Here is an 18362-nt window from a genome sequence, read left to right as displayed (position 1 = left end):
ACAAAAATCGTTTAGGTTTGAGAAATTGGAAAAAAAGAGGTTGGGACAGAAGTGTTTAACTCCGAGAAATAAGAAGAAATGAATGAAAATTGCTTTTCAAATTTTTGTGAGTTTCGGCTTATTTAAGAAGGAGTTGCTTCTGCTCCCGCCGTTTATTCGAGAGTCTGTAGCAAAACTGATTTTTAGATTTGTTCCATATTCTTTCTTTCGAAATAAGTGCAAGAAAAAATGCAACCAAAAGCGAGTATAGTGAAACTTGTCTAATTTTCCATAGTTAGATACAATTTCCATAGAGTAAGGTAAGGCAATCTTTAAATGAACTGGTTGAGATTGTTTTTCTTAGATACGAGAAGAGGGAGAATATGGAGTTTTTACGTAGATATGGTTTTTATTTTTTGTTAGCGGGTGTCGTGAGTGATTTTTTGACACCCTATATTTTAGGGTTTTTCTATCCTCAATTAAATCAAATGACCACAGTGATCAGTGTTTTTGGCGATGTGGGCAGTCCTGTTAGAAAAGCTTTTTTGATTTGGTCAGTTGTTTCAGGCTGTTTCTTTGTTCTAGCACTCCCTGCCATGTATCAGACTTTTGTAGCGGCATCAAGGCCATTGGCTTTGATACTAGCTGCAGCTATTGGTTTTTATGGGGTATGTGACTGTATTTTTACTGGACTATTCAGTGTGGATACGAACGAATCCTCATGGAATCTGTCAACTTGGGTCCACAATATAGGTTCAGGGATCGGTTATGCTGGTTTCCTACTCTTTCCCTTAATTGTTTTTCTCATTTATCGTACAATGGGAAATACGCAATTCAGTCAGCTTTTTTTGGGGTTGACGATCATTAGCTTTTTAGTTGCTAGTGGGTACGGTTTAGCTAGGATACCTGGGGTGAATCGGTTGCCACTGTTGAATCAATTAGGTTTCTGGCAACGACTTAGTTTCTTCTTCAATTATTTGCCGATTGGAATATTAAGTATCTTGCAAATAAAACCTTGATTTTGAGTTTCAAAATGATAAGATGAATCGACTAAGGCATAAAAAATTCCATGAGGGAGCTTATAAATTTAGATGAGAAACATAAAATTAACGATCGAATATGATGGTAAACGATACTCTGGTTGGCAACGGCTAGGTGATGACGATAAAACGATCCAAGGAAAAATCGAAGCAACGTTAGCAAAGATGACTGGTGAAACAATCGAAATCATTGGTTCTGGCAGAACAGATGCTGGAACACATGCGAGGGGACAAGTAGCAAACTTTAAAACTTCCTCGGAGATGGCATTACAGGAAATGCTTGCTTTTTTGAATCGCTATCTGCCAAGAGATATCGTGGTGAAACAAATCGAAGAAATGCCTGAACGTTTCCATGCACGCTACAACGCAAAAGGTAAGAAATATAGCTATTATGTCTGGAATGAAACAATTCCAACAGTTTTCGAACGCAATCATAGTTTTTATTTTCCCCAAACGTTAGATCTTGCTAAAATGAAGGCAGCTTGCCAAAAATTGGAAGGCACACATGATTTTATTGGTTTTTCGGCATTGAAAAAGACGAAAAAATCAACGGTTCGGACGATTCAAGAACTATCGATCGAACAAGAAGGACAAATGTTGCACTTTACATTTGTAGGTGATGGTTTCTTGTACAAGATGGTGCGGATCATCATGGGAACTTTGCTGGATATCGGAACAGGCAAAATGCAAGTCACAGAAATCGATGAGATTTTTGAAAACAAAATACGAAAGCAAGCGGGTGAAACAGTGCCTGCGCAAGGACTATTTCTAGATGAAGTGTATTATCAATAAATAGAATAAATATACAAGTGCGCTTGTAAAAAATATAAGTCGAAAAGTCAATGGGACCTCCCGAAAGTAGTGATCACTATTTTTGGGAGGTTCTATTTTGCATCGAATCGTGAAAAATTGTACATGTATATAGAGAAGAATGATTTTGTTCTCCTTGTAATAAAACGTGTCATAGATCAAGGAAAATAAACGGCATAAAATTTAACATAAGATTAGCTTTTTGTCACTGTTTGTCCATTAAAATTGCCTATTTTTTTCTTTCACTTTTTTTCCTTTTGAGTTCACTTATTTGGGTGATTTTTCCTAATCGATTTTATTGAAACGCTACCGATATTCCGGATTTTGTGAAAAAAGTATTTTTACTAGCGGAAAAAAGTGACTAGGATTATAATGGCTTACACAAAGTAAGTATATTGTATATACATAATAAGAAGGCGATTTTATGAGGAATTAACTGGACAACTTATTTCATAAATTTTTTCACAACGCACCATGAAATAATCACAAAGTTAAAAATGGTATGTCTCAATTATGGAGGAAATAACCTATGTCACAGTTACATGTCAACTATCTGTTTATTCCATTGCTTATTTCATTGTTTGCCGTTAGTGGTTATGGGATATGGGAGCTTTTTTTAGCCCTGCGCCACAAACGTTCAAAAGAACATTATGTCAAAGAAGTTTTACGTTCGTTTGATAAAATGTTTGTCCTCGTACCTACGCTAAATGAAAAGGAAACAATCGGGGCGATGATTGAGAATTTAGTGGAAATCAGTAACAAGCTAAAAAATGAGATTCCCATTACCTTAGTGGTAATCAATGACGCCTCAACAGATGGAACCGCCGAAGTACTTGCTAATTATCAGGGATATCCCAATTTAAAAGTGATTACACGAGAACTACCTGATGCACAAGAAGGGAAGGGAGCAGCATTAAATGTAGGATTAGACTGGATCGAAACGCTAGGTCTAGATGAAAATAAAATAATCGTTGGGGTCATCGACAGTGACAGTACCCCGGATATTTTACTCTTTTCAAATGTTTACCAAGCATTTATTCATTCCAACTATGATTTGATCCAAACTGGCGTTCAAATCGTCAATGCCAACAGCTTTTTAACATTGATGCAAAAGTTTGAATTTGAGATTATCAATTTGTTGTCACAGATTATTCGTAACGATTGGGGTTCAGCTTTGGCAAGTGGAAATGGGCAATTCATGACATTGAAAATGACTAGTGAAATTCGTTGGCGAGGAACATTGCTAGATGATTTGGATTTTTCTATCAATGGTTTATTGAAAGGGTATTATGGTGGTTTCTTACCCCAAACACTGGTTCCACAAGAAGGAGTTTTGAGTTATCACAAGTTGATCAGGCAACGCGTTCGTTGGTGTCAAGGCGGCATGCAATGCTTTTTTCGGTACACAAAATCTGTTTTCAAAAGTAAAATGATCAGTCCGCAATTAAAATCGGATATTGTGGCTTTTATGATTTCTGCCTTTTTTTCGATGCTGATTTTTCCATCATCATTGGTATCGATCATTGTAATGATCATTCTATTCTTCCATTATCCGTTATCTACTTTTTTCATTTTTTGTGGCATCCTTCTGATCAACGGACTCATTGCGTTTACAGTGTATTATTCGACTGCCTATGTGTTAAAAGTGGATAAAACACTGGACAATAAACTATCGATTCTAAAGTTTGCTTATGGCAATCTTTTGTATACATGGCTGTTGTCACCAGTAGCTTACATCGCTTTTTTCCGTTTAGTGATAGGTAAAAACAATTGGGAAAAAACCAGTCACGATGGCAGTCAATCTTCCAAAGAACTGGGGGAAGTAAAGTGAAAAAAGAATTAGGGTTAAAAAAAATCGTTCACTATTTTGGTCTGTGTTTGACATTTGTAGTCTTAGGAAATTCTCTTTGGATCGTGTGGCAAGCTTATTTTGAAAATGCACGTGCTGATTGGCTATGGCTGGTGATAGGCGGTGTAATTAGTATTGGTGTTTTCATCGCGATCATACAAATCAGTAAAGTGTTAGAGAAAAACTATTTAGGCTGGCTATTGCTGGTATTGTTTCTTCTGACTATACCTAAAATCATCATGATATTTATCTATCCACTTGAACCGGTATCAGATATGTGGTCTTACAATGTGTTAGCCGATCTCAGAGCTTCGGGCTTTAGCTGGCCTATATTGCTTAAACGAGGAATGTTGGATCTAGATTTGATTTATCCGCATGTTTTGCATATTGGTTCGCTGTTTGGGGCTTTTTATTGGGTAGTAATGAAAAATGTTTTGGTTTTACAATTCTTAAATATCACGTTGACATTTCTTGATGCAATCTTACTTTACTACATCATTGAATTTTGGGGTGGAAAACGTGCAGGCATCATCGCTGCCCTACTTTTTTACTTGATCCCGAATTATTATATCTACAGTGGATTGATCGGTGCTGAACCTCTTTGGTTAACCTTTGTTTTATTGAGTGTCTTCTTCTTCAATAAGCTATTTAGGCCTGAATATGAGCGGACTACGCGCCAATATTGGGCGTTTACTGCGGCAGTGATTGCTAGTCTGCTCGTGGGAAATCTATTTCGCCCGATGATGTTGATCATTGCTGCTGCGAACTTTTTATACGCTATTTTTAGTTATGGAAATGATCGAGCATCGCAGCGTTACTCGGCTAAAAAGCGGATCGCTACCTCCGCGATTATTTTAGGAGCCTTTCTGGTGGTTAGCGGATTTCAAACTCAGCTAGATCGTTTGTGGTATCAGTTACCGGTGGCTAATGCCAATGTAGGGATCGATTACACGATCGCTACAGGTCAAAATAGTGACAAAAATGGTATGTACAATGAAAAAATCATCGAGCAACTAGAAAAAATAAAACAAGATACAACAATCAGCCAAGCCAAACGATTTAATGAGATGCAAACGTACTTGATCCAGTATCGTGACAATCAATTTGCGCAAAGGAAAACATTCGGACAATGGACAGGTTTTTTAGAAGCAAAAATGAAAAATTTTGCGACTGATGAAACTTGGGTACGTTTGATTTATCAAAATATCAAATTATATCCTTCAGATGAAGTATTTATTCAAAAAAAGAGTGTCAAGATCTGGGATGCTATCATCACTAGCAATCAATTGCTATTCATTGCCGCAAGTTTACTAGCTTTACTAAAAAGACTGTTTTGGAATAGACATCCACGACTTTCTTCCCACAATGACAATGGATTGTTTTATTTTGAAATGCTTTATGTAGCAATCATCGTTTTTTACCTGATCGTGGAAATCCAATCACGTTATCAAGTACCGCTATATTTGTCTTTGGCCTCATTTGTAGCTCTTGGTTTTTATTCAAAAAACAGCAGCCTGAGAAAAATAAAAGAAGAATAACAGGGTGAGTTTAGGATAAGAGTTACACGCCATGTTTTTACTTTGATATCAGACCGATTGCTATCATCGTGTAATGATCTAGTAGTTTTAACTGTACAAGTTTTTAGAAAATAATCAGTAGCGTTTATTTTTGAAATTATTCAAGTAGGAAAGTAAGTGATTTTATGAAAATAAAAGTAATGTCTGTTTTTGGTACTCGACCAGAAGCAATCAAAATGGCCCCATTAGTAAAAGCTCTCGAAAATGATCCGCGTTTTGACTCACTCATCACAGTTACTGCTCAACATCGCGAAATGCTGGATCAAGTCTTAGAAATTTTTGATATAACCCCTGATTATGATCTGGATATTATGAGTACCACCCAGACATTAACTAATATCACTACTAAAATATTACGACAACTTTTCCCGATTTTTAAAAAAAAAAGCCAGATTTGGTTTTAGTCCACGGCGATACTACTACTACTTTTGCCGCAGCAACAGCAGCCTTTTATCAAAAAATAAAAATCGGTCTTGTGGAAGCTGGGTTGCGTACTTGGCAGAAATACGCGCCTTTTCCCGAAGAAATGAACCGGCAATTGACAGATGTATTAGCCGATTTTTACTTTACACCAACTAATTTGAGTCGGGATAACTTACTAAAATAAAATCATCCAGAAAGTCAGATTTTTGTTACTGGAAATACGGCAATTGACGCAATGAATTATACGATTACAGGGGATTATCAGCATGCGCGTTTGCCTAAAGATTATGAAAAAATTATTTTAGTGACGATGCATCGCCGCGAAAATATCGGAGAACCGATGCGCAATGTTTTCAGGGGATTGGCTAAGATCGTGAGAGAATTTCCTGATGTGTCGATCATTTTCCCTATGCATAAGAATCCTCAAGTACGCCTACCAGCTGAAGAAATCTTAGGTTCTTTAGAAAATGTCGAGTTGATCGAACCTCTGGATGTACTTGATTTTCATAATTTCGCTGCCCATAGTTACTTAGTTTTGACTGATTCTGGCGGTGTCCAAGAAGAAGCTCCATCATTAGGCGTGCCTGTATTCGCGTTGCGAGATACTACGGAAAGACCAGAAGGTGTCGCAGCTGGTGTACTCAAGCTGATTGGAACCAATGAAACATCTGTTTATGAAGAAACAAAAAATATTTTGCTGCACCCAGAAATCCAGGAAGAAATGTCTCAAAAAGAAAATCTTTACGGTGATGGTCATGCCAGTGAACGGATTGTTGAAATCATCAGTGCAGCCTTTTCTGAGGTAAAAGTAGCGATGTGAAAAAACTTTGGAGAAGTCATTTTATGAAACCATCTAATCGCTAAAAAGAGTGAACGAATCAAACTAAATAAATTTGTAATGAGGTCGAGACAAAAGTTATTTCGATTTGAGGAATTGGAGAAAAAAACGAGCAATACGCTTTTTGTATTGCTCGTTTTTTTTTGAAATTTCCGAAAAACCTGACTTTTGGACGCCGTTTATTCGAGACTCTGTAGCAGAACTGATTTTTAGAATTGTTCCAAGAGCGTGGGATAAAAGTAAGAAACACTTTTGTCTTATTCTTTAAAAACGAATAAATGGTGGGAGCAGAAGCAACTCCTTCTTAAATAAGCCGAAATTTACAAAAATTCGAAAAGCAATTTTCGTGAATTTCTTCTTATTTTTCGGAGTTAAATACTTCTGTCCCAACCTTTTTTTTGTGTATTTTTTATTCTGATAGGTAAAAAACAAGAGCGTTTAAGGATTTTGGTTATTTTATATTTTTTTTGAATAGGAAGAACTTAAATGGAATAACGGTTTCATGGAGAGGGATAATCAAAAAAAGCGTAACCTCGATTATTTAATTGAAAAGCGATTGCAAAAGGGAAAACCTAGTCCTATAATAAACATTTGATTTCCTAATAGGTAATTATAATTTCTGTATAAGAAATTTAAAAAGAGGAGGAATTTTTATGTCAAGTTTTTCGTTAGATTCATTTAGCTTAAAAGGAAAGGTAGCATTAGTCACTGGAGCCTCCTATGGAATCGGTTTCGCGATTGCTTCAGCTTTTGCAAAAGCAGGTGCAACGATTGTATTCAATGATATCAAACAAGAATTAGTTGATAAGGGAATTGCCGCTTATAAGGAAAATGGGATCATTGCAAATGGATATGTTTGTGATGTGACGGATGAAGAATCAGTTACTGATTTCATCAAGAAAGTAGAAGATGAGGTTGTTTTGATTGATATTTTAGTGAATAATGCTGGCATCATCAAACGAATTCCAATGTTAGAAATGAGTGCTAAAGATTTCCGACAAGTGATCGATGTAGATTTAAATGCGCCTTTTATTGTCTCTAAAGCGGTCATCCCAGGAATGATCAAAAATGGGCACGGAAAAATCATCAATATTTGTTCGATGATGAGTGAGTTAGGACGTGAAACAGTAAGTGCATATGCTGCTGCAAAAGGTGGATTGAAGATGCTGACTCGTAACATCTGTTCTGAATATGGGGATGCGAATATCCAATGTAACGGAATTGGTCCTGGTTATATTGCTACACCGCAAACTGCACCATTAAGAGAACTCCAAGCTGATGGCTCTCGTCATCCATTCGATCAATTTATTATCTCTAAAACACCAGCTGCACGTTGGGGAAACACAGATGACTTACAAGGTCCTGCAGTCTTCCTTGCTTCAGATGCTTCCAATTTTATTAACGGGCATATTTTATATGTAGACGGTGGTATTTTGGCATACATCGGTAAACAACCATAAATATCAAATAGTAAAAATAGTGAGCCTTGATCTTTCAAAAAACGTATTCTTTTTGGGAGTTTAAGGCTTAGTACTAAAAATGATTTGTGAATAAGTGAATAAGAGTATTTTCTAAAGGCGCGATCGTGGGTATTGGCGAATTTTTTATGCAAATAAGTGATTGGTTTTGGTGTGGCAAACAGATAAATAGAAAGAAGAGAAAATTATGAAAAAAACAGCTATTTTAAATAAATTAGAAAATGCCGGAGTGATCGCAGTTGTCCGTGGGGAAACTGTGGAAGAAGCAATCAAAGCAAGCAATACGATTGTTAAAGGTGGAATCACTGGGATCGAATTGACGTTTACAGTTCCGAATGCTGATCATGCGATTGCAGAATTAGCTGCAAATTATAAAAAAGATCCCACGATCGTTATTGGTGCAGGTACTGTACTTGATGCAGTAACCGCACGATTAGCTATCATGGCTGGAGCGGAATTCATTGTCAGCCCTTGTTTTGACAAAGAAACAGCTAAAATTTGTAACTTATATCAAATCCCATACTTACCAGGGTGTATGACCATTACAGAGATGAAAACAGCACTCACTTATGGTGCAGATATCGTCAAATTATTTCCAGGCAGTGCTTTTGGTCCTAGCATTGTCAAAGCATTCAAAGCGCCACTCCCTCACTTGAATATCATGCCAACTGGTGGCGTCAGTCTGGCAAATATGCAGGATTGGTTTGCTGCAGGTGTCGTTGCTGTAGGCGTTGGCGGCAACCTACTAGCACCAGCTGCTACAGGCGATTTCGAAAAAGTGACTGAAGTAGCCACACAATATGCCGACAAATTGAAGAGCATTCGTAAGGTATAACTTATAAAAGCGAAAAGGTGGATGAAAGATGAAAATATTAACTTTTGGGGAAATGATGTTACGGCTGAAACCGCCAACCAATGAACGAATTCTGCAAACACAAAATTTTGAAGCCACATACGGTGGAGCGGAAGCAAATGTAGCCGTTTCCTTAGCGTTGTTAGGCAATAAAGTAGAATACTTATCTAAATTTCCTGAAAATCTTTTAGGGGAGAGCGCTATAAATACGTTGAGAAAATATGGAGTAGATACAGCAAAATGTTTGCGAGGCGGTGACCGCTTAGGGATCTATTTCTTTGAAAAAGGTGCAAGTATCCGTTCAACGAATGTTGTCTATGATCGGGCTTATAGTTCATTTGCGCAGGTCAAAGCAACGGAATTTGACTGGTCAGCAATTTTTAAAGATGTCGATTACTTTTACTTCTCAGGGATTACTCCGGCAATTTCTAAAGAGTTGGAACAAATCGTCTTAGAAGCTTGTCAATATTGTAAAGAACATGGGATTGAGATTATTTCTGATTTGAACTATCGCCGTAAGATGTGGGAGCCAGAACAAGCGCAAGCAACGATTTCTAAAATCATGGAATTTGTCACTGTTTGTATTGCACATGATGAAGATTTTGAAGCAACTTTAGGTATCAAAGCGTTCGATGGTGATGATTCCCGAGGCATCGATCAAAAAGAAAACTTTAAAAAAGCAATGGTGCAAGTGACAAAAAAATTCCCGAACTGTAAGAAAGTTGCAAGTATTTTGAGAAATATCTATTCAGTAGAAGATAGCCAATGGACGGCACTAATGTTGTCAGAAGGCAAATTTTACGAAACTACGACTTATAATATGCATGTCATGGAAGGTGTAGCAGCCGGCGATGCATTTGGTGCTGGCTTGATCCATGGACTTGTTAGCGGATTTGATGAAGCAAAAATGATCCAATTTGCTTTAGCTGCCAGTGTCTTGAAGTTGACGATCACTGGAGATTTGAATTTAGTTTCAGAAGCAGAAATCAATCAAGTTGCCCAAAATGGGAATGGCGCACGTTTATCTAGATAAGACATTCATTCTATTATAAAAAAGACTTTGATGCTATTTCCTGAGTGGATATCGCCAAAGTCTTTTTCAATAATCCCAATAGAAACCAACTATTCGCGTAAACTTGTTCTTTATGCTAAATTTCAATAAAATCATTTCAAAAAAGTGATAAAGCATATAACAGAAATGGGGAGTGAATGATGTTGGATGAAGAAGAAGTAATTGCAACTATTTATAATTTGATCTTGAACCCTAGCACGCGGGAATGGGAAAGGACGCTACTTCGACAGACAAAAGAACGGCTGGGGGAGAAGGCTTCTGTCAAACAAGAAGTAGAAAAACTAGAGGCTGATTTGCGTCCTTTAGCCATTCGTAGAAACTTAACCCCTGATGTCATGGATTTTTATGCGGAAATTACGGGAGAACAAGACGAAGAAACGATCTATGATTTTTCTAAACACCAGCTCACCGATCCAACGTATCAAGAAAGAGCCATCTTTGCTGGAGGTTGTTTTTGGTGTATGGTCGAACCTTTTGAAACGAGAGAAGGAATCATTTCCTTTTTTATCGGGCTATACAGGTGGAGAGGTTGAACATCCTAGTTATGATCAGGTCAGCGGAGGCTACACAGGACATGTTGAAGCGGTGGAAATCCTGTTTGATACACGAAAGATCAGCTATACTGAATTACTGGACATCTACTGGCAAATTTCAGACCCAACAGATGCGTTTGGACAATTTCAGGATCGTGGCAAACAATATCGTTCGATTATTTTTGTTGAAAATGAAAAACAACGGGCCGAAGCAGAAGAATCAAAAAGACGATTAAGCCAATCAGGACGATTCAATCAGCCAATCATCACTGAGATTCGCGATGCGACAACTTTTTGGCCTGCTGAAAACTACCATCAACGTTTCTATCTTAAACAGCCTAAACGCTACAAAAAGATGAAGCATTCTCATGAACTCTATCTTTTCTTTAAACGGAAAAAATGAGATACAGAAGGAGAAGGAATCAAAGTCACTAATTTCTATTATAAATCTGCTTCTTCATTTGAAAAGCACCGATCAAGTTTTACCTACCTACTTAAATTCTGGAATTTTTTTAAAGAATCCTACTATATATAGTGACTAATGGAGTGTTGCTAGAAATTCATGCTGTTGGAAAAAGTTTTTCAGCAGATAGCAAGCATACAAGATGATAGTTGCTGTAAAAATTAGTAATGCTTGGTTCCAAAGGGTATAATTAACTGTAACAGTTGAACTAGAATCACTCAGTCTATATAGGAGGGTGATGAACGCTGTTTGACAGAGGTGCCATTGGTAAATCAAAAACCGATGAATAAATAAAATGATAGCGCTTTTTTAAAGTGGCTATGCTAAAAAAGATAAAGGAGAGATAGCAATGTATGTAGCAAAACAGGATCGTTACGAAAAAATGACGTATCGAAGAACGGGAAAATCTGGATTGAAGCTGCCACTATTGTCCTTAGGGCTATGGCAAAATTTTGGAGATCATGATCCAATCAGTAATCAACGCGAGATTTTAAGAGGCGCGTTCGATATGGGGATCACTCATTTTGATTTAGCAAATAATTATGGTGGACCGGCTGGAGCTGCAGAAAAGAACTTTGGTCGGATCTTCAAAGAAGACTTTACTGCTTACCGTGATGAAATGATCATCTCAAATAAAGCAGGGTACCATATGTGGGAAGGTCCTTACGGTGAGTGGGGCTCACGTAAATCCATCATTGCAAGTTGTGACCAAAGCTTGCAACGAATGGGGATTGATTACGTGGACATCTTTTACCACCATCGTCCAGATCCTGAAACACCTTTGGAAGAGACTGCAGAAGCATTGATACAACTGGTTCGCCAAGGAAAAGCGCTGTATGTTGGGATCTCTAACTATAATGGAGAAGATACGCAGAAAATGACAGAGATTCTTCGAAAAAAAGAGGCGCCTTTTATCATCCACCAAATGCGTTACAACATGTTTTCAAGAGAATTGCTAGAGGATGATCTAGCCCCTGTCCTTGAAGAAAATGGCCTTGGAGCAATCACTTTTAGCCCATTAGCTCAAGGTCTGCTGACAAAACGTTACTTGAATGGGATTCCTGAAGATTCTCGTGCGCATCGTAAAGAGATCCCATTTCTTTCAGAAGATCAAGTAACGCCTACTTTGCATAAAATCACTTTGTTGCAAGAATTAGCTGAGACAAGAAATCAGTCTCTTGCGCAGATGGCATTAGCTTGGAATTTAAGGCAAGAGTCAGTGACGAGCGTGCTTGTGGGAGCAAGTCGTCTAAGTCAATTACAAGAAAGTGTTCGAATGATGGACAATCTCCATTTTTCACCAGAAGAAGAGGATAAAATCGAAACGATTTTACAACAGGACTAAAGTAATCAGTTTGAGCGTGGGACAAAAGTAAGAAATACATTTGTCTCATGCTTTAAAATCGAATAAACGGTGGGAGCAGAAGTAAATCCTTCTTAAATAATCCGAAATTCACAAAAATTTGAAAAGCAATTTTCGTGAATTTCTTCTTATTTCTCGGAGTTGAACACTTCTGTCCCAACCTCTTTTTGTCGTGGTTATGAAGTGGAATTTTAAAAAAATTGACGAGGCGTAGTTTATTTCATTTAACGTGCTATATGAATTAGCGATATTTTTTTGCCGGAGTACTATCATAGAGTACTGATTTTGTGAGTATAGAAAGAAAAACATCACTAGAACACACATGTAGCTGAAAAGTATTGATAGATAGTGTGAGGAGATTGGCGCAAAAAGAGGCTAAATCTCTTTTTTTGCACACTATTTTTAGTGTGTAAAGGAAGAACAGATGTGGACGTACACTCTAAAATGTTGAAAACGCTATTATATCAATGGTGAAGCGCTTTAAAAGTTGGCACGATACTTGCTTTATATAAAAGTGTAAGAAACAAGAAAGGGAAGTGTTCCACATGGAAAAGAAAACAATTATGTTAGTATGTTCAGCAGGAATGAGTACTAGTCTACTCGTAACAAAAATGCAAAAAGCAGCCGAAGAAAAAGGAGTCGAAGCGGATATCTTTGCTGTATCAGCATCCGATGCAGATAATCAATTAGAATCAAAAAATGTAGACGTTTTATTATTAGGCCCACAAGTACGATTCATGCAAAATCAATTTGCTGAAAAACTTGCCCCTAAAGGTATTCCTTTGGATGTTATCAACATGCAAGATTACGGAATGATGAATGGTGCAAAAGTACTGGAACAAGCAGAATCATTAATCAATAAATAAGAAGAGTGGGAGGAATCACAATGGAAGATCAAAAAAATCTTGAAGCCATCATGGGTTTGATCATGTTTGGTGGGAATGCAAAAAGCGATGCGATGGAAGCGATTGCCGCTGCGAAAAAAGGCGATTTTGAATTAGCCGATGCAAAAATCAAAGATGCAGAAGAATCATTAGTACAAGCGCATCATTCTCAAACAGAAATGCTGACACAAGAAGCTCAAGGGAATCATGTGGAAGTAACATTATTGACTGTTCATAGTCAAGATCACCTGATGACTTCGATTGCTTTTACTGATTTAGCAAAAGAAATTATCGATCTATACCGTCGCTTAGACGCATAAATCGAAATGGTAAAATAGAAAAGAGGAAAGAAACATGGATAAATTTGTTGCATTTATGGAGAAACATTTTATACCTGTCGCATCTAAAATTGGGGCACAGCGACATTTAGTTGCGATCCGTGACTCATTTATGGTTAGTATGCCATTAATGATCTTGGGTGCTTTGGCGGTAATGATCAATAACTTACCGATTCCAGGATTCCAAGAATTGATGAATTCCATCTTTGGTGGAGAAGCTTGGAAAGGATTCGGAACATCAGCTTGGAACGGAACTTTTGCGATCCTTTCTGTTTTGATTGCTTTCTTACTCGCTTATCATTTAGCAAACGGTTATCGTAAAGACGGCGTATCTGCCGGTGTTATTTCTTTAGGATCATTCTTCGCTCTAGGCGGAGCTTTGGGCATGAGCTCAAATGGTTTATTTATTGCTATTATTGTTGGGATTATTTCAACAGAAATCTTTGTTCGTTTAAGTGGAAATGAAAAATTGATCATCAAAATGCCTGATGGTGTACCACCAGCAGTTGCGAAAGCTTTTGCTTCACTATTACCAGCAATGATCACGATCTCATTCTTTGCATTGGTTGCTGCAATCTTTGCTGCATTCGGCGTGGCTGATATCGTTGGTGCATTCTATACACTTGTTCAAGAACCATTCATGGGATTAGCAAACTCTTACCCATCAGCACTACTTTTAGCTTTCATCACACCATTCTTATGGTTCTTTGGTTTACATGGTGCAAATATGGTCGATCCATTGATGCAAACAATCAACGCACCAGCAATTGAAGCAAATGTGAATGCAATTGCCGCAGGACACAGCGCACCATTCATCGTTAACAAACCTTTCTTTGACAGCTTTGTTAACTTAGGTGGTACAGGAGCTACTTTAGGTCTTCTATTAGCGATTTACTTAGTTGGCCGCAGAAACAAACCATACATGGTCGTGACGAACTTGTCGATCGCACCAGGTATCTTCAACATCAATGAACCAACAATGTTTGGTTTGCCGATCGTATTGAACCCGATCATGTTCATTCCGTTCATCTTGACACCAATGGTTTTAGTATCTGTAGCTTACTTTGCAACTTCTACTGGTCTAGTTCCAGCAGCTACAGTTATGCCACCATGGGTAACACCACCAATCATTGGCGGGGTCTTAGCAACGAAAAGTATTTCTGGCGGTATCTTAGCCGCAGTCAACTTGCTATTGTCGGTCTTGATCTACCTACCGTTCGTTAAAGTAGCGACGATCCAAGAAAGACGAAAAGAAGAATTAAGCGCTTAAATAGTTGGTTATCGAGCATTACGATAGCTTAGTTTATATGAAGATGAGATAAAAGTGATCTTTACTTTTATCTCATCTTCTTTGCTTTTTAGTAGGAAAAAGCAACAGGGGAGTTGTTCACGAATAAGCATGCTATAATAGGGCAAATGTGAATGGGAGTGGGAGAAATATGAAAGGATACCAACTAATAAAGTTAAGGGAACGACCCGAATGGAAAAAGCAGGCAGCGGAATGGTTTGCTTCTAAATGGCATCTGCCCTATTCAGTATATGAAGAAAGTATTGATGAAGCCATCTCAAAAGTACAACCAGTTCCTCAGTGGTATATCGTATTAAATGAAGACGAAGAAATCATCGCTGGTGCGGGGATCATCGACAATGATTTTCATGATCGTCCGGATTTAACGCCTAATCTGTGTGCTTTATTTGTAGAAAAAGAGTATCGGAATCAGGGGATTGCACAAGAAATTTTAATGTTAGCTAGAAAAGACATGAAAAATATGGGGATCGAACGGTTGTATCTCGTGACGGATCACACTGATTTTTATGAAAGATATGATTGGGATTTTTTAGCGATGGTTCAAGATAACGAAGGAATACCAGTGCGTATGTATCAAATCGATACTGCCGAAGACTAAAGAAGTATAGCAAAGCTTAGCCTAAAAAAAACGCGTAGGGTGTGGGACAAAAGTAAGAAACACTTTTATCTCATTCTTTAAAAACAAATAAACGGTGGGAGCAGAAGCAACTCCTTCTTAAATAAGCCGAAATCCACAAAAATTTGAAAAGCAATTTTCGTGGATTTCGGCTTATTTCTCGGAGTTAAACACTTCTGTCCTAGCCTCTTTCGAGATTAGACGGCTACTTGTTTATAAAGGAAAGAAGTGCTTTTTTTAAACAAGAGAACGATAGCTATCCATTCTGGATAAGTGTGACACGCAGCTTTTCCCTCTAATAAAAACTTAGGTTTTATTTTGCTGAAGTTTTTCTTTCTTTTTTTCATCGTAGATAAAGACATTACGGATGATTTTTAAGATAGGGCGTGCTGTCAAAAAGACCGCTCCTGCAAGATAGCAGTAGGTACTGTAACGATCGGGTATCTTTGTCAGAAGAGCAACACTTCCAAAAATATAGAAGATTCCTGTCAAAAAACGACTGCGAGTGAAAGCAAAGTATAACGATTTTGAAAATAAAGACGGAATCGTTGACCGCGTATCTCGATATCTTCTTCTTTTCCAATATCTATTTCGTGCGTATTTCGCTTGATTTCTGGCATTTAACTCACCTAACTATTGATTAAAACTAAGGTTTCAAAACAACTTTGATATTTTTATCTTCTTTTTTGTCAAAGATTTCATATGCGCGTGCGGCATCTGCTAATGGCATTGCATGTGTGATGATTTGTGCTGGGTCAAACTGGTTATCAGCAATCATCTCGTAGATTTTTGGCATCAAGTGAACGACTGGCGCTTGACCATGTTTCACAGTAATATCTCGCATAAAAAATTCTTGTAAAGGATACGATGAAGCAGGAGTCATGTAAACGCCTGTGATTTGGACAGTTCCAAATTTTTTCGCTGCTTTTGCAGCAATCTGAATCGGTGAAATCGTTCCGCTTTGTAAGCTAACTAGATTTTTCGCCTTTTCTTTGACCGGTTCTAATCCATCCATTCCCACACAGTCTATAATGACATCCGCACCGCCTTTTGTTAATTCATAGAGGTCAGTACCTGCATTTTGAACATCCTCTAAGAGAAATGTTTCTACATTGTTGTATCTTCCTGCTTTATCGATTCGATGTTGTACAGGGTCAACTGCGATCACGCGAGAAGCGCCTGCCATCGTTGCGAATTTTTGTGCAAATAATCCGACAGGGCCTGACCCTAAGACGATCACTGTATCGCCTTGTTTCACACCCGCATTTTGGACACTCCAATAAGCGGTAGGAAGAATATCAGATAAGAAAAGAACTTTTTCATCTGCTAGGTCGTTGTCTGGTACGATAAAAGAAGTGGTATCTGCAAAAGGTACTCTAAGATATTCTGCTTGTCCACCCCAATGGTTGCCATTCAGACTACCAAAACCAAATAATCCACCATACAGTTGATCAGAGTTCGAGCGGTCGCACTGACTTTCCATCTCGTTCAGACAAAAGTGGCAATGGCCACAACTGATGTTGAAGGGGATGACCACACGTTGGCCCTTTTTTAACTTGGTAACAGCAGAACCAACTTCTTCGACGATGCCCATCGGTTCATGACCTACGACATATCCTTTTTCCAAAACAGCTTCACCATGATGATAAAGATGCAGATCGGAGCCGCAAATTGCTGTAGCGGTGATACGGATAATCGCATCGGTGGGTTCTAAAATTTTGGGATCCTCAACATTTCGAATCTCCATTTTTTGTTTGCCTTGCCAAGTAACAGCTTTCATAAAAAAATCTCCTCTCATCAAGAACAGGTAGCAACCAATCATTATTTCTAGGTGTAATCTACTTTCATTCTAAAGGAGGCTTGACCATATTGATAATAAAATGCTTGTTCAAAATAGAAAGTGATAATTAAAATAACTTTGTTATGATTGAGATAACAAATTAATGCTAGTATAATAGTACGATAGATGTATTTGTTTTATTAAAATAACGTTTATGATCAAATATATATCCATAAAAGGAGGGAATCGATGGAAGAAGAGAAAACATCCCGTATCAGGTTAGGTGTTTTATTACTGATTTGTACGGTTTCGTTATTAGGAACGATTTCTTTAGGAATTGTCAAAGGAACTTTTTTTAATCAGTCTTTTTTGCTCGAACAAACGAAAAAAACAGAGTACAGTCAACTCGTTGCAAATGAAATCAGTCAAAATTTTCGAGAAGATAATTTGGAAGAAAGTGAATATGTAGAAGTCATCGCTACTTCGATCCCACAAGCGTTTATCGAACAGTCGATCAAAGTATTCATCCATGATACATATACAGGGAGCAAACGTAAGATAAGTGAAACAACGGAGGTAACAGAAAAAATAGACAGTGTGCTTCAATCATACATACAAGAGCATCAATTGACGTTGGATGAGACAGAAAAAAATAAGATCGAAACAATGAAAGTGACCTTGGTGAATCAATTTCAGCGAACAGCAGGAAGCTACTATCTCTTTTACTTTATTCATAATATGATCGAGACGATGGAGAAAGGCGATTTTCTTTTTCTGATCATGCTCAGTATCTTTCTTGTCTGCCAACTCATTATCATTCTTTTATCAAGAAAAAATATTGGTCGTTTCATACGGTATACTTCTTTGCAACTGGGAGTGGTAGGCGGTGTGCTAATCATAGTTGCTGGTGCTCTTTACTTGAGTCGTTTGTCGCAAAATCTGGAATTTAGATCCCCAGCTGTTCAGGTATTGATGGCTAGCTATATTCAAACCGTTCTTTCCTATTTTGTCATTTCAGGAGGAATCGTTGCTAGCCTTGGTGTGATCCTTGGGCTATACAGTTTTGCGCGATATAAGAAAAAAGAGCGGTTCCAAAGTAACTGAGAGAATAAATGTATTTTGTTCCAATAATATAGCAATTATATAGTAGAACAAAT

14 protein-coding genes and 5 pseudogenes are annotated in these 18362 nt (G+C 37.7%); 16 read left to right on the top strand and 3 right to left on the bottom strand.

Going from position 1 to position 18362, the window contains the following annotated elements; translation table 11 throughout:
• Window positions 1-25: 25 nt before the first annotated feature.
• The 15 genes and pseudogenes from ED2_RS16275 to ED2_RS02995 form a co-directional block, all read left to right on the top strand.
• A pseudogene (locus ED2_RS16275) lies at window positions 26-160 on the top strand (DUF3788 family protein); the annotation flags it as partial.
• A gap of 202 nt (window positions 161-362) precedes the next feature.
• Entirely contained in the window at window positions 363-998 is a 636-nt protein-coding gene (locus ED2_RS03060) for a DUF998 domain-containing protein (RefSeq protein ID WP_005877936.1), read from the top strand.
• 72 nt (window positions 999-1070) lie between these two features.
• Window positions 1071-1811 carry a tRNA pseudouridine(38-40) synthase TruA gene (truA, locus tag ED2_RS03055; protein ID WP_016177816.1) on the top strand — a complete coding sequence of 247 codons (741 nt, stop codon included), beginning with the start codon at window positions 1071-1073 and terminating at the stop codon, window positions 1809-1811.
• A gap of 547 nt (window positions 1812-2358) precedes the next feature.
• The gene (locus tag ED2_RS03050) at window positions 2359-3660 is read left to right on the top strand and encodes a glycosyltransferase (RefSeq protein ID WP_005877924.1); all 1302 of its coding nucleotides are present in this window, start codon (window positions 2359-2361) and stop codon (window positions 3658-3660) included.
• A complete protein-coding gene (locus ED2_RS03045) occupies window positions 3657-5216 on the top strand; it encodes a phospholipid carrier-dependent glycosyltransferase (protein WP_016177817.1) in 1560 nt (519 codons plus the stop codon). The genes ED2_RS03050 and ED2_RS03045 overlap by 4 nt, the downstream gene beginning before the upstream one ends.
• A 164-nt stretch (window positions 5217-5380) precedes the next feature.
• Window positions 5381-6498: pseudogene (gene wecB, locus ED2_RS03040) on the top strand (non-hydrolyzing UDP-N-acetylglucosamine 2-epimerase).
• A 671-nt stretch (window positions 6499-7169) separates the two neighbouring features.
• Window positions 7170-7976 carry a gluconate 5-dehydrogenase gene (locus ED2_RS03035; protein ID WP_016177820.1) on the top strand — a complete coding sequence of 269 codons (807 nt, stop codon included), beginning with the start codon at window positions 7170-7172 and terminating at the stop codon, window positions 7974-7976.
• A gap of 205 nt (window positions 7977-8181) precedes the next feature.
• Window positions 8182-8829: a bifunctional 4-hydroxy-2-oxoglutarate aldolase/2-dehydro-3-deoxy-phosphogluconate aldolase gene (locus ED2_RS03030; protein WP_016177821.1), complete on the top strand. Its 648-nt coding sequence runs from the start codon at window positions 8182-8184 to the stop codon at window positions 8827-8829.
• A gap of 28 nt (window positions 8830-8857) precedes the next feature.
• Window positions 8858-9880 (top strand): sugar kinase, encoded by a 1023-nt coding sequence (locus ED2_RS03025; protein WP_005877917.1) that lies wholly within the window; start codon window positions 8858-8860, stop codon window positions 9878-9880.
• 182 nt (window positions 9881-10062) lie between these two features.
• Window positions 10063-10855: pseudogene (msrA, locus tag ED2_RS03020) on the top strand (peptide-methionine (S)-S-oxide reductase MsrA).
• Window positions 10856-11264: 409 nt separating this feature from the next.
• Window positions 11265-12260: an aldo/keto reductase gene (locus ED2_RS03015; protein WP_016177822.1), complete on the top strand. Its 996-nt coding sequence runs from the start codon at window positions 11265-11267 to the stop codon at window positions 12258-12260.
• A gap of 563 nt (window positions 12261-12823) precedes the next feature.
• Window positions 12824-13144: a PTS sugar transporter subunit IIB gene (locus tag ED2_RS03010; RefSeq protein ID WP_005877911.1), complete on the top strand. Its 321-nt coding sequence runs from the start codon at window positions 12824-12826 to the stop codon at window positions 13142-13144.
• 20 nt (window positions 13145-13164) lie between these two features.
• A complete protein-coding gene (locus ED2_RS03005) occupies window positions 13165-13482 on the top strand; it encodes a PTS lactose/cellobiose transporter subunit IIA (RefSeq protein ID WP_005877906.1) in 318 nt (105 codons plus the stop codon).
• 34 nt (window positions 13483-13516) lie between these two features.
• Window positions 13517-14770: a PTS sugar transporter subunit IIC gene (locus ED2_RS03000; RefSeq protein ID WP_005877904.1), complete on the top strand. Its 1254-nt coding sequence runs from the start codon at window positions 13517-13519 to the stop codon at window positions 14768-14770.
• A 169-nt stretch (window positions 14771-14939) separates the two neighbouring features.
• Entirely contained in the window at window positions 14940-15407 is a 468-nt protein-coding gene (locus tag ED2_RS02995) for a GNAT family N-acetyltransferase (protein ID WP_005877902.1), read from the top strand.
• Window positions 15408-15484: 77 nt separating this feature from the next.
• Here the strand turns inward: ED2_RS02995 and ED2_RS16270 are convergent.
• From ED2_RS16270 to ED2_RS02985, 3 genes and pseudogenes are all read right to left on the bottom strand, one after another.
• Window positions 15485-15619: pseudogene (locus ED2_RS16270) on the bottom strand (DUF3788 family protein); the annotation flags it as partial.
• Window positions 15620-15731: 112 nt separating this feature from the next.
• A pseudogene (locus ED2_RS02990) lies at window positions 15732-16045 on the bottom strand (YrhK family protein).
• A gap of 26 nt (window positions 16046-16071) precedes the next feature.
• Window positions 16072-17205: an alcohol dehydrogenase catalytic domain-containing protein gene (locus ED2_RS02985; RefSeq protein ID WP_005877898.1), complete on the bottom strand. Its 1134-nt coding sequence runs from the start codon at window positions 17203-17205 to the stop codon at window positions 16072-16074.
• A gap of 249 nt (window positions 17206-17454) precedes the next feature.
• Between ED2_RS02985 and ED2_RS02980 the strand changes: the two genes are divergently transcribed.
• On the top strand, window positions 17455-18309 hold the full coding sequence (locus tag ED2_RS02980) for a hypothetical protein (RefSeq protein ID WP_005877896.1): 855 nt from the start codon (window positions 17455-17457) through the stop codon (window positions 18307-18309).
• The last annotated feature ends 53 nt before the right edge of the window (window positions 18310-18362 follow it).

The sequence above is a fragment of the Enterococcus durans NBRC 100479 = LMG 10746 genome, assembly GCF_001544215.1.
GTDB lineage: Bacteria > Bacillota > Bacilli > Lactobacillales > Enterococcaceae > Enterococcus_B > Enterococcus_B durans.
This window is presented reverse-complemented; position numbering and strand designations above follow the sequence as displayed.

What these genes read in the sequence shown, in the direction of transcription:
- ED2_RS03030 (WP_016177821.1), top strand. Translation starts at nt 8,182, where the DNA reads ATGAAAAAAACAGCTATTTTAAATAAATTAGAAAATGCCGGAGTGATC.
- truA (WP_016177816.1), top strand. Translation starts at nt 1,071, where the DNA reads ATGAGAAACATAAAATTAACGATCGAATATGATGGTAAACGATACTCT.
- ED2_RS02985 (WP_005877898.1), bottom strand. Translation starts at nt 17,205, where the DNA reads ATGAAAGCTGTTACTTGGCAAGGCAAACAAAAAATGGAGATTCGAAAT.
- ED2_RS03010 (WP_005877911.1), top strand. Translation starts at nt 12,824, where the DNA reads ATGGAAAAGAAAACAATTATGTTAGTATGTTCAGCAGGAATGAGTACT.
- ED2_RS03025 (WP_005877917.1), top strand. Translation starts at nt 8,858, where the DNA reads ATGAAAATATTAACTTTTGGGGAAATGATGTTACGGCTGAAACCGCCA.
- ED2_RS03005 (WP_005877906.1), top strand. Translation starts at nt 13,165, where the DNA reads ATGGAAGATCAAAAAAATCTTGAAGCCATCATGGGTTTGATCATGTTT.
- ED2_RS03000 (WP_005877904.1), top strand. Translation starts at nt 13,517, where the DNA reads ATGGATAAATTTGTTGCATTTATGGAGAAACATTTTATACCTGTCGCA.
- ED2_RS02995 (WP_005877902.1), top strand. Translation starts at nt 14,940, where the DNA reads ATGAAAGGATACCAACTAATAAAGTTAAGGGAACGACCCGAATGGAAA.
- ED2_RS03035 (WP_016177820.1), top strand. Translation starts at nt 7,170, where the DNA reads ATGTCAAGTTTTTCGTTAGATTCATTTAGCTTAAAAGGAAAGGTAGCA.
- ED2_RS03060 (WP_005877936.1), top strand. Translation starts at nt 363, where the DNA reads ATGGAGTTTTTACGTAGATATGGTTTTTATTTTTTGTTAGCGGGTGTC.
- ED2_RS03015 (WP_016177822.1), top strand. Translation starts at nt 11,265, where the DNA reads ATGTATGTAGCAAAACAGGATCGTTACGAAAAAATGACGTATCGAAGA.
- ED2_RS03050 (WP_005877924.1), top strand. Translation starts at nt 2,359, where the DNA reads ATGTCACAGTTACATGTCAACTATCTGTTTATTCCATTGCTTATTTCA.
- ED2_RS02980 (WP_005877896.1), top strand. Translation starts at nt 17,455, where the DNA reads ATGGAAGAAGAGAAAACATCCCGTATCAGGTTAGGTGTTTTATTACTG.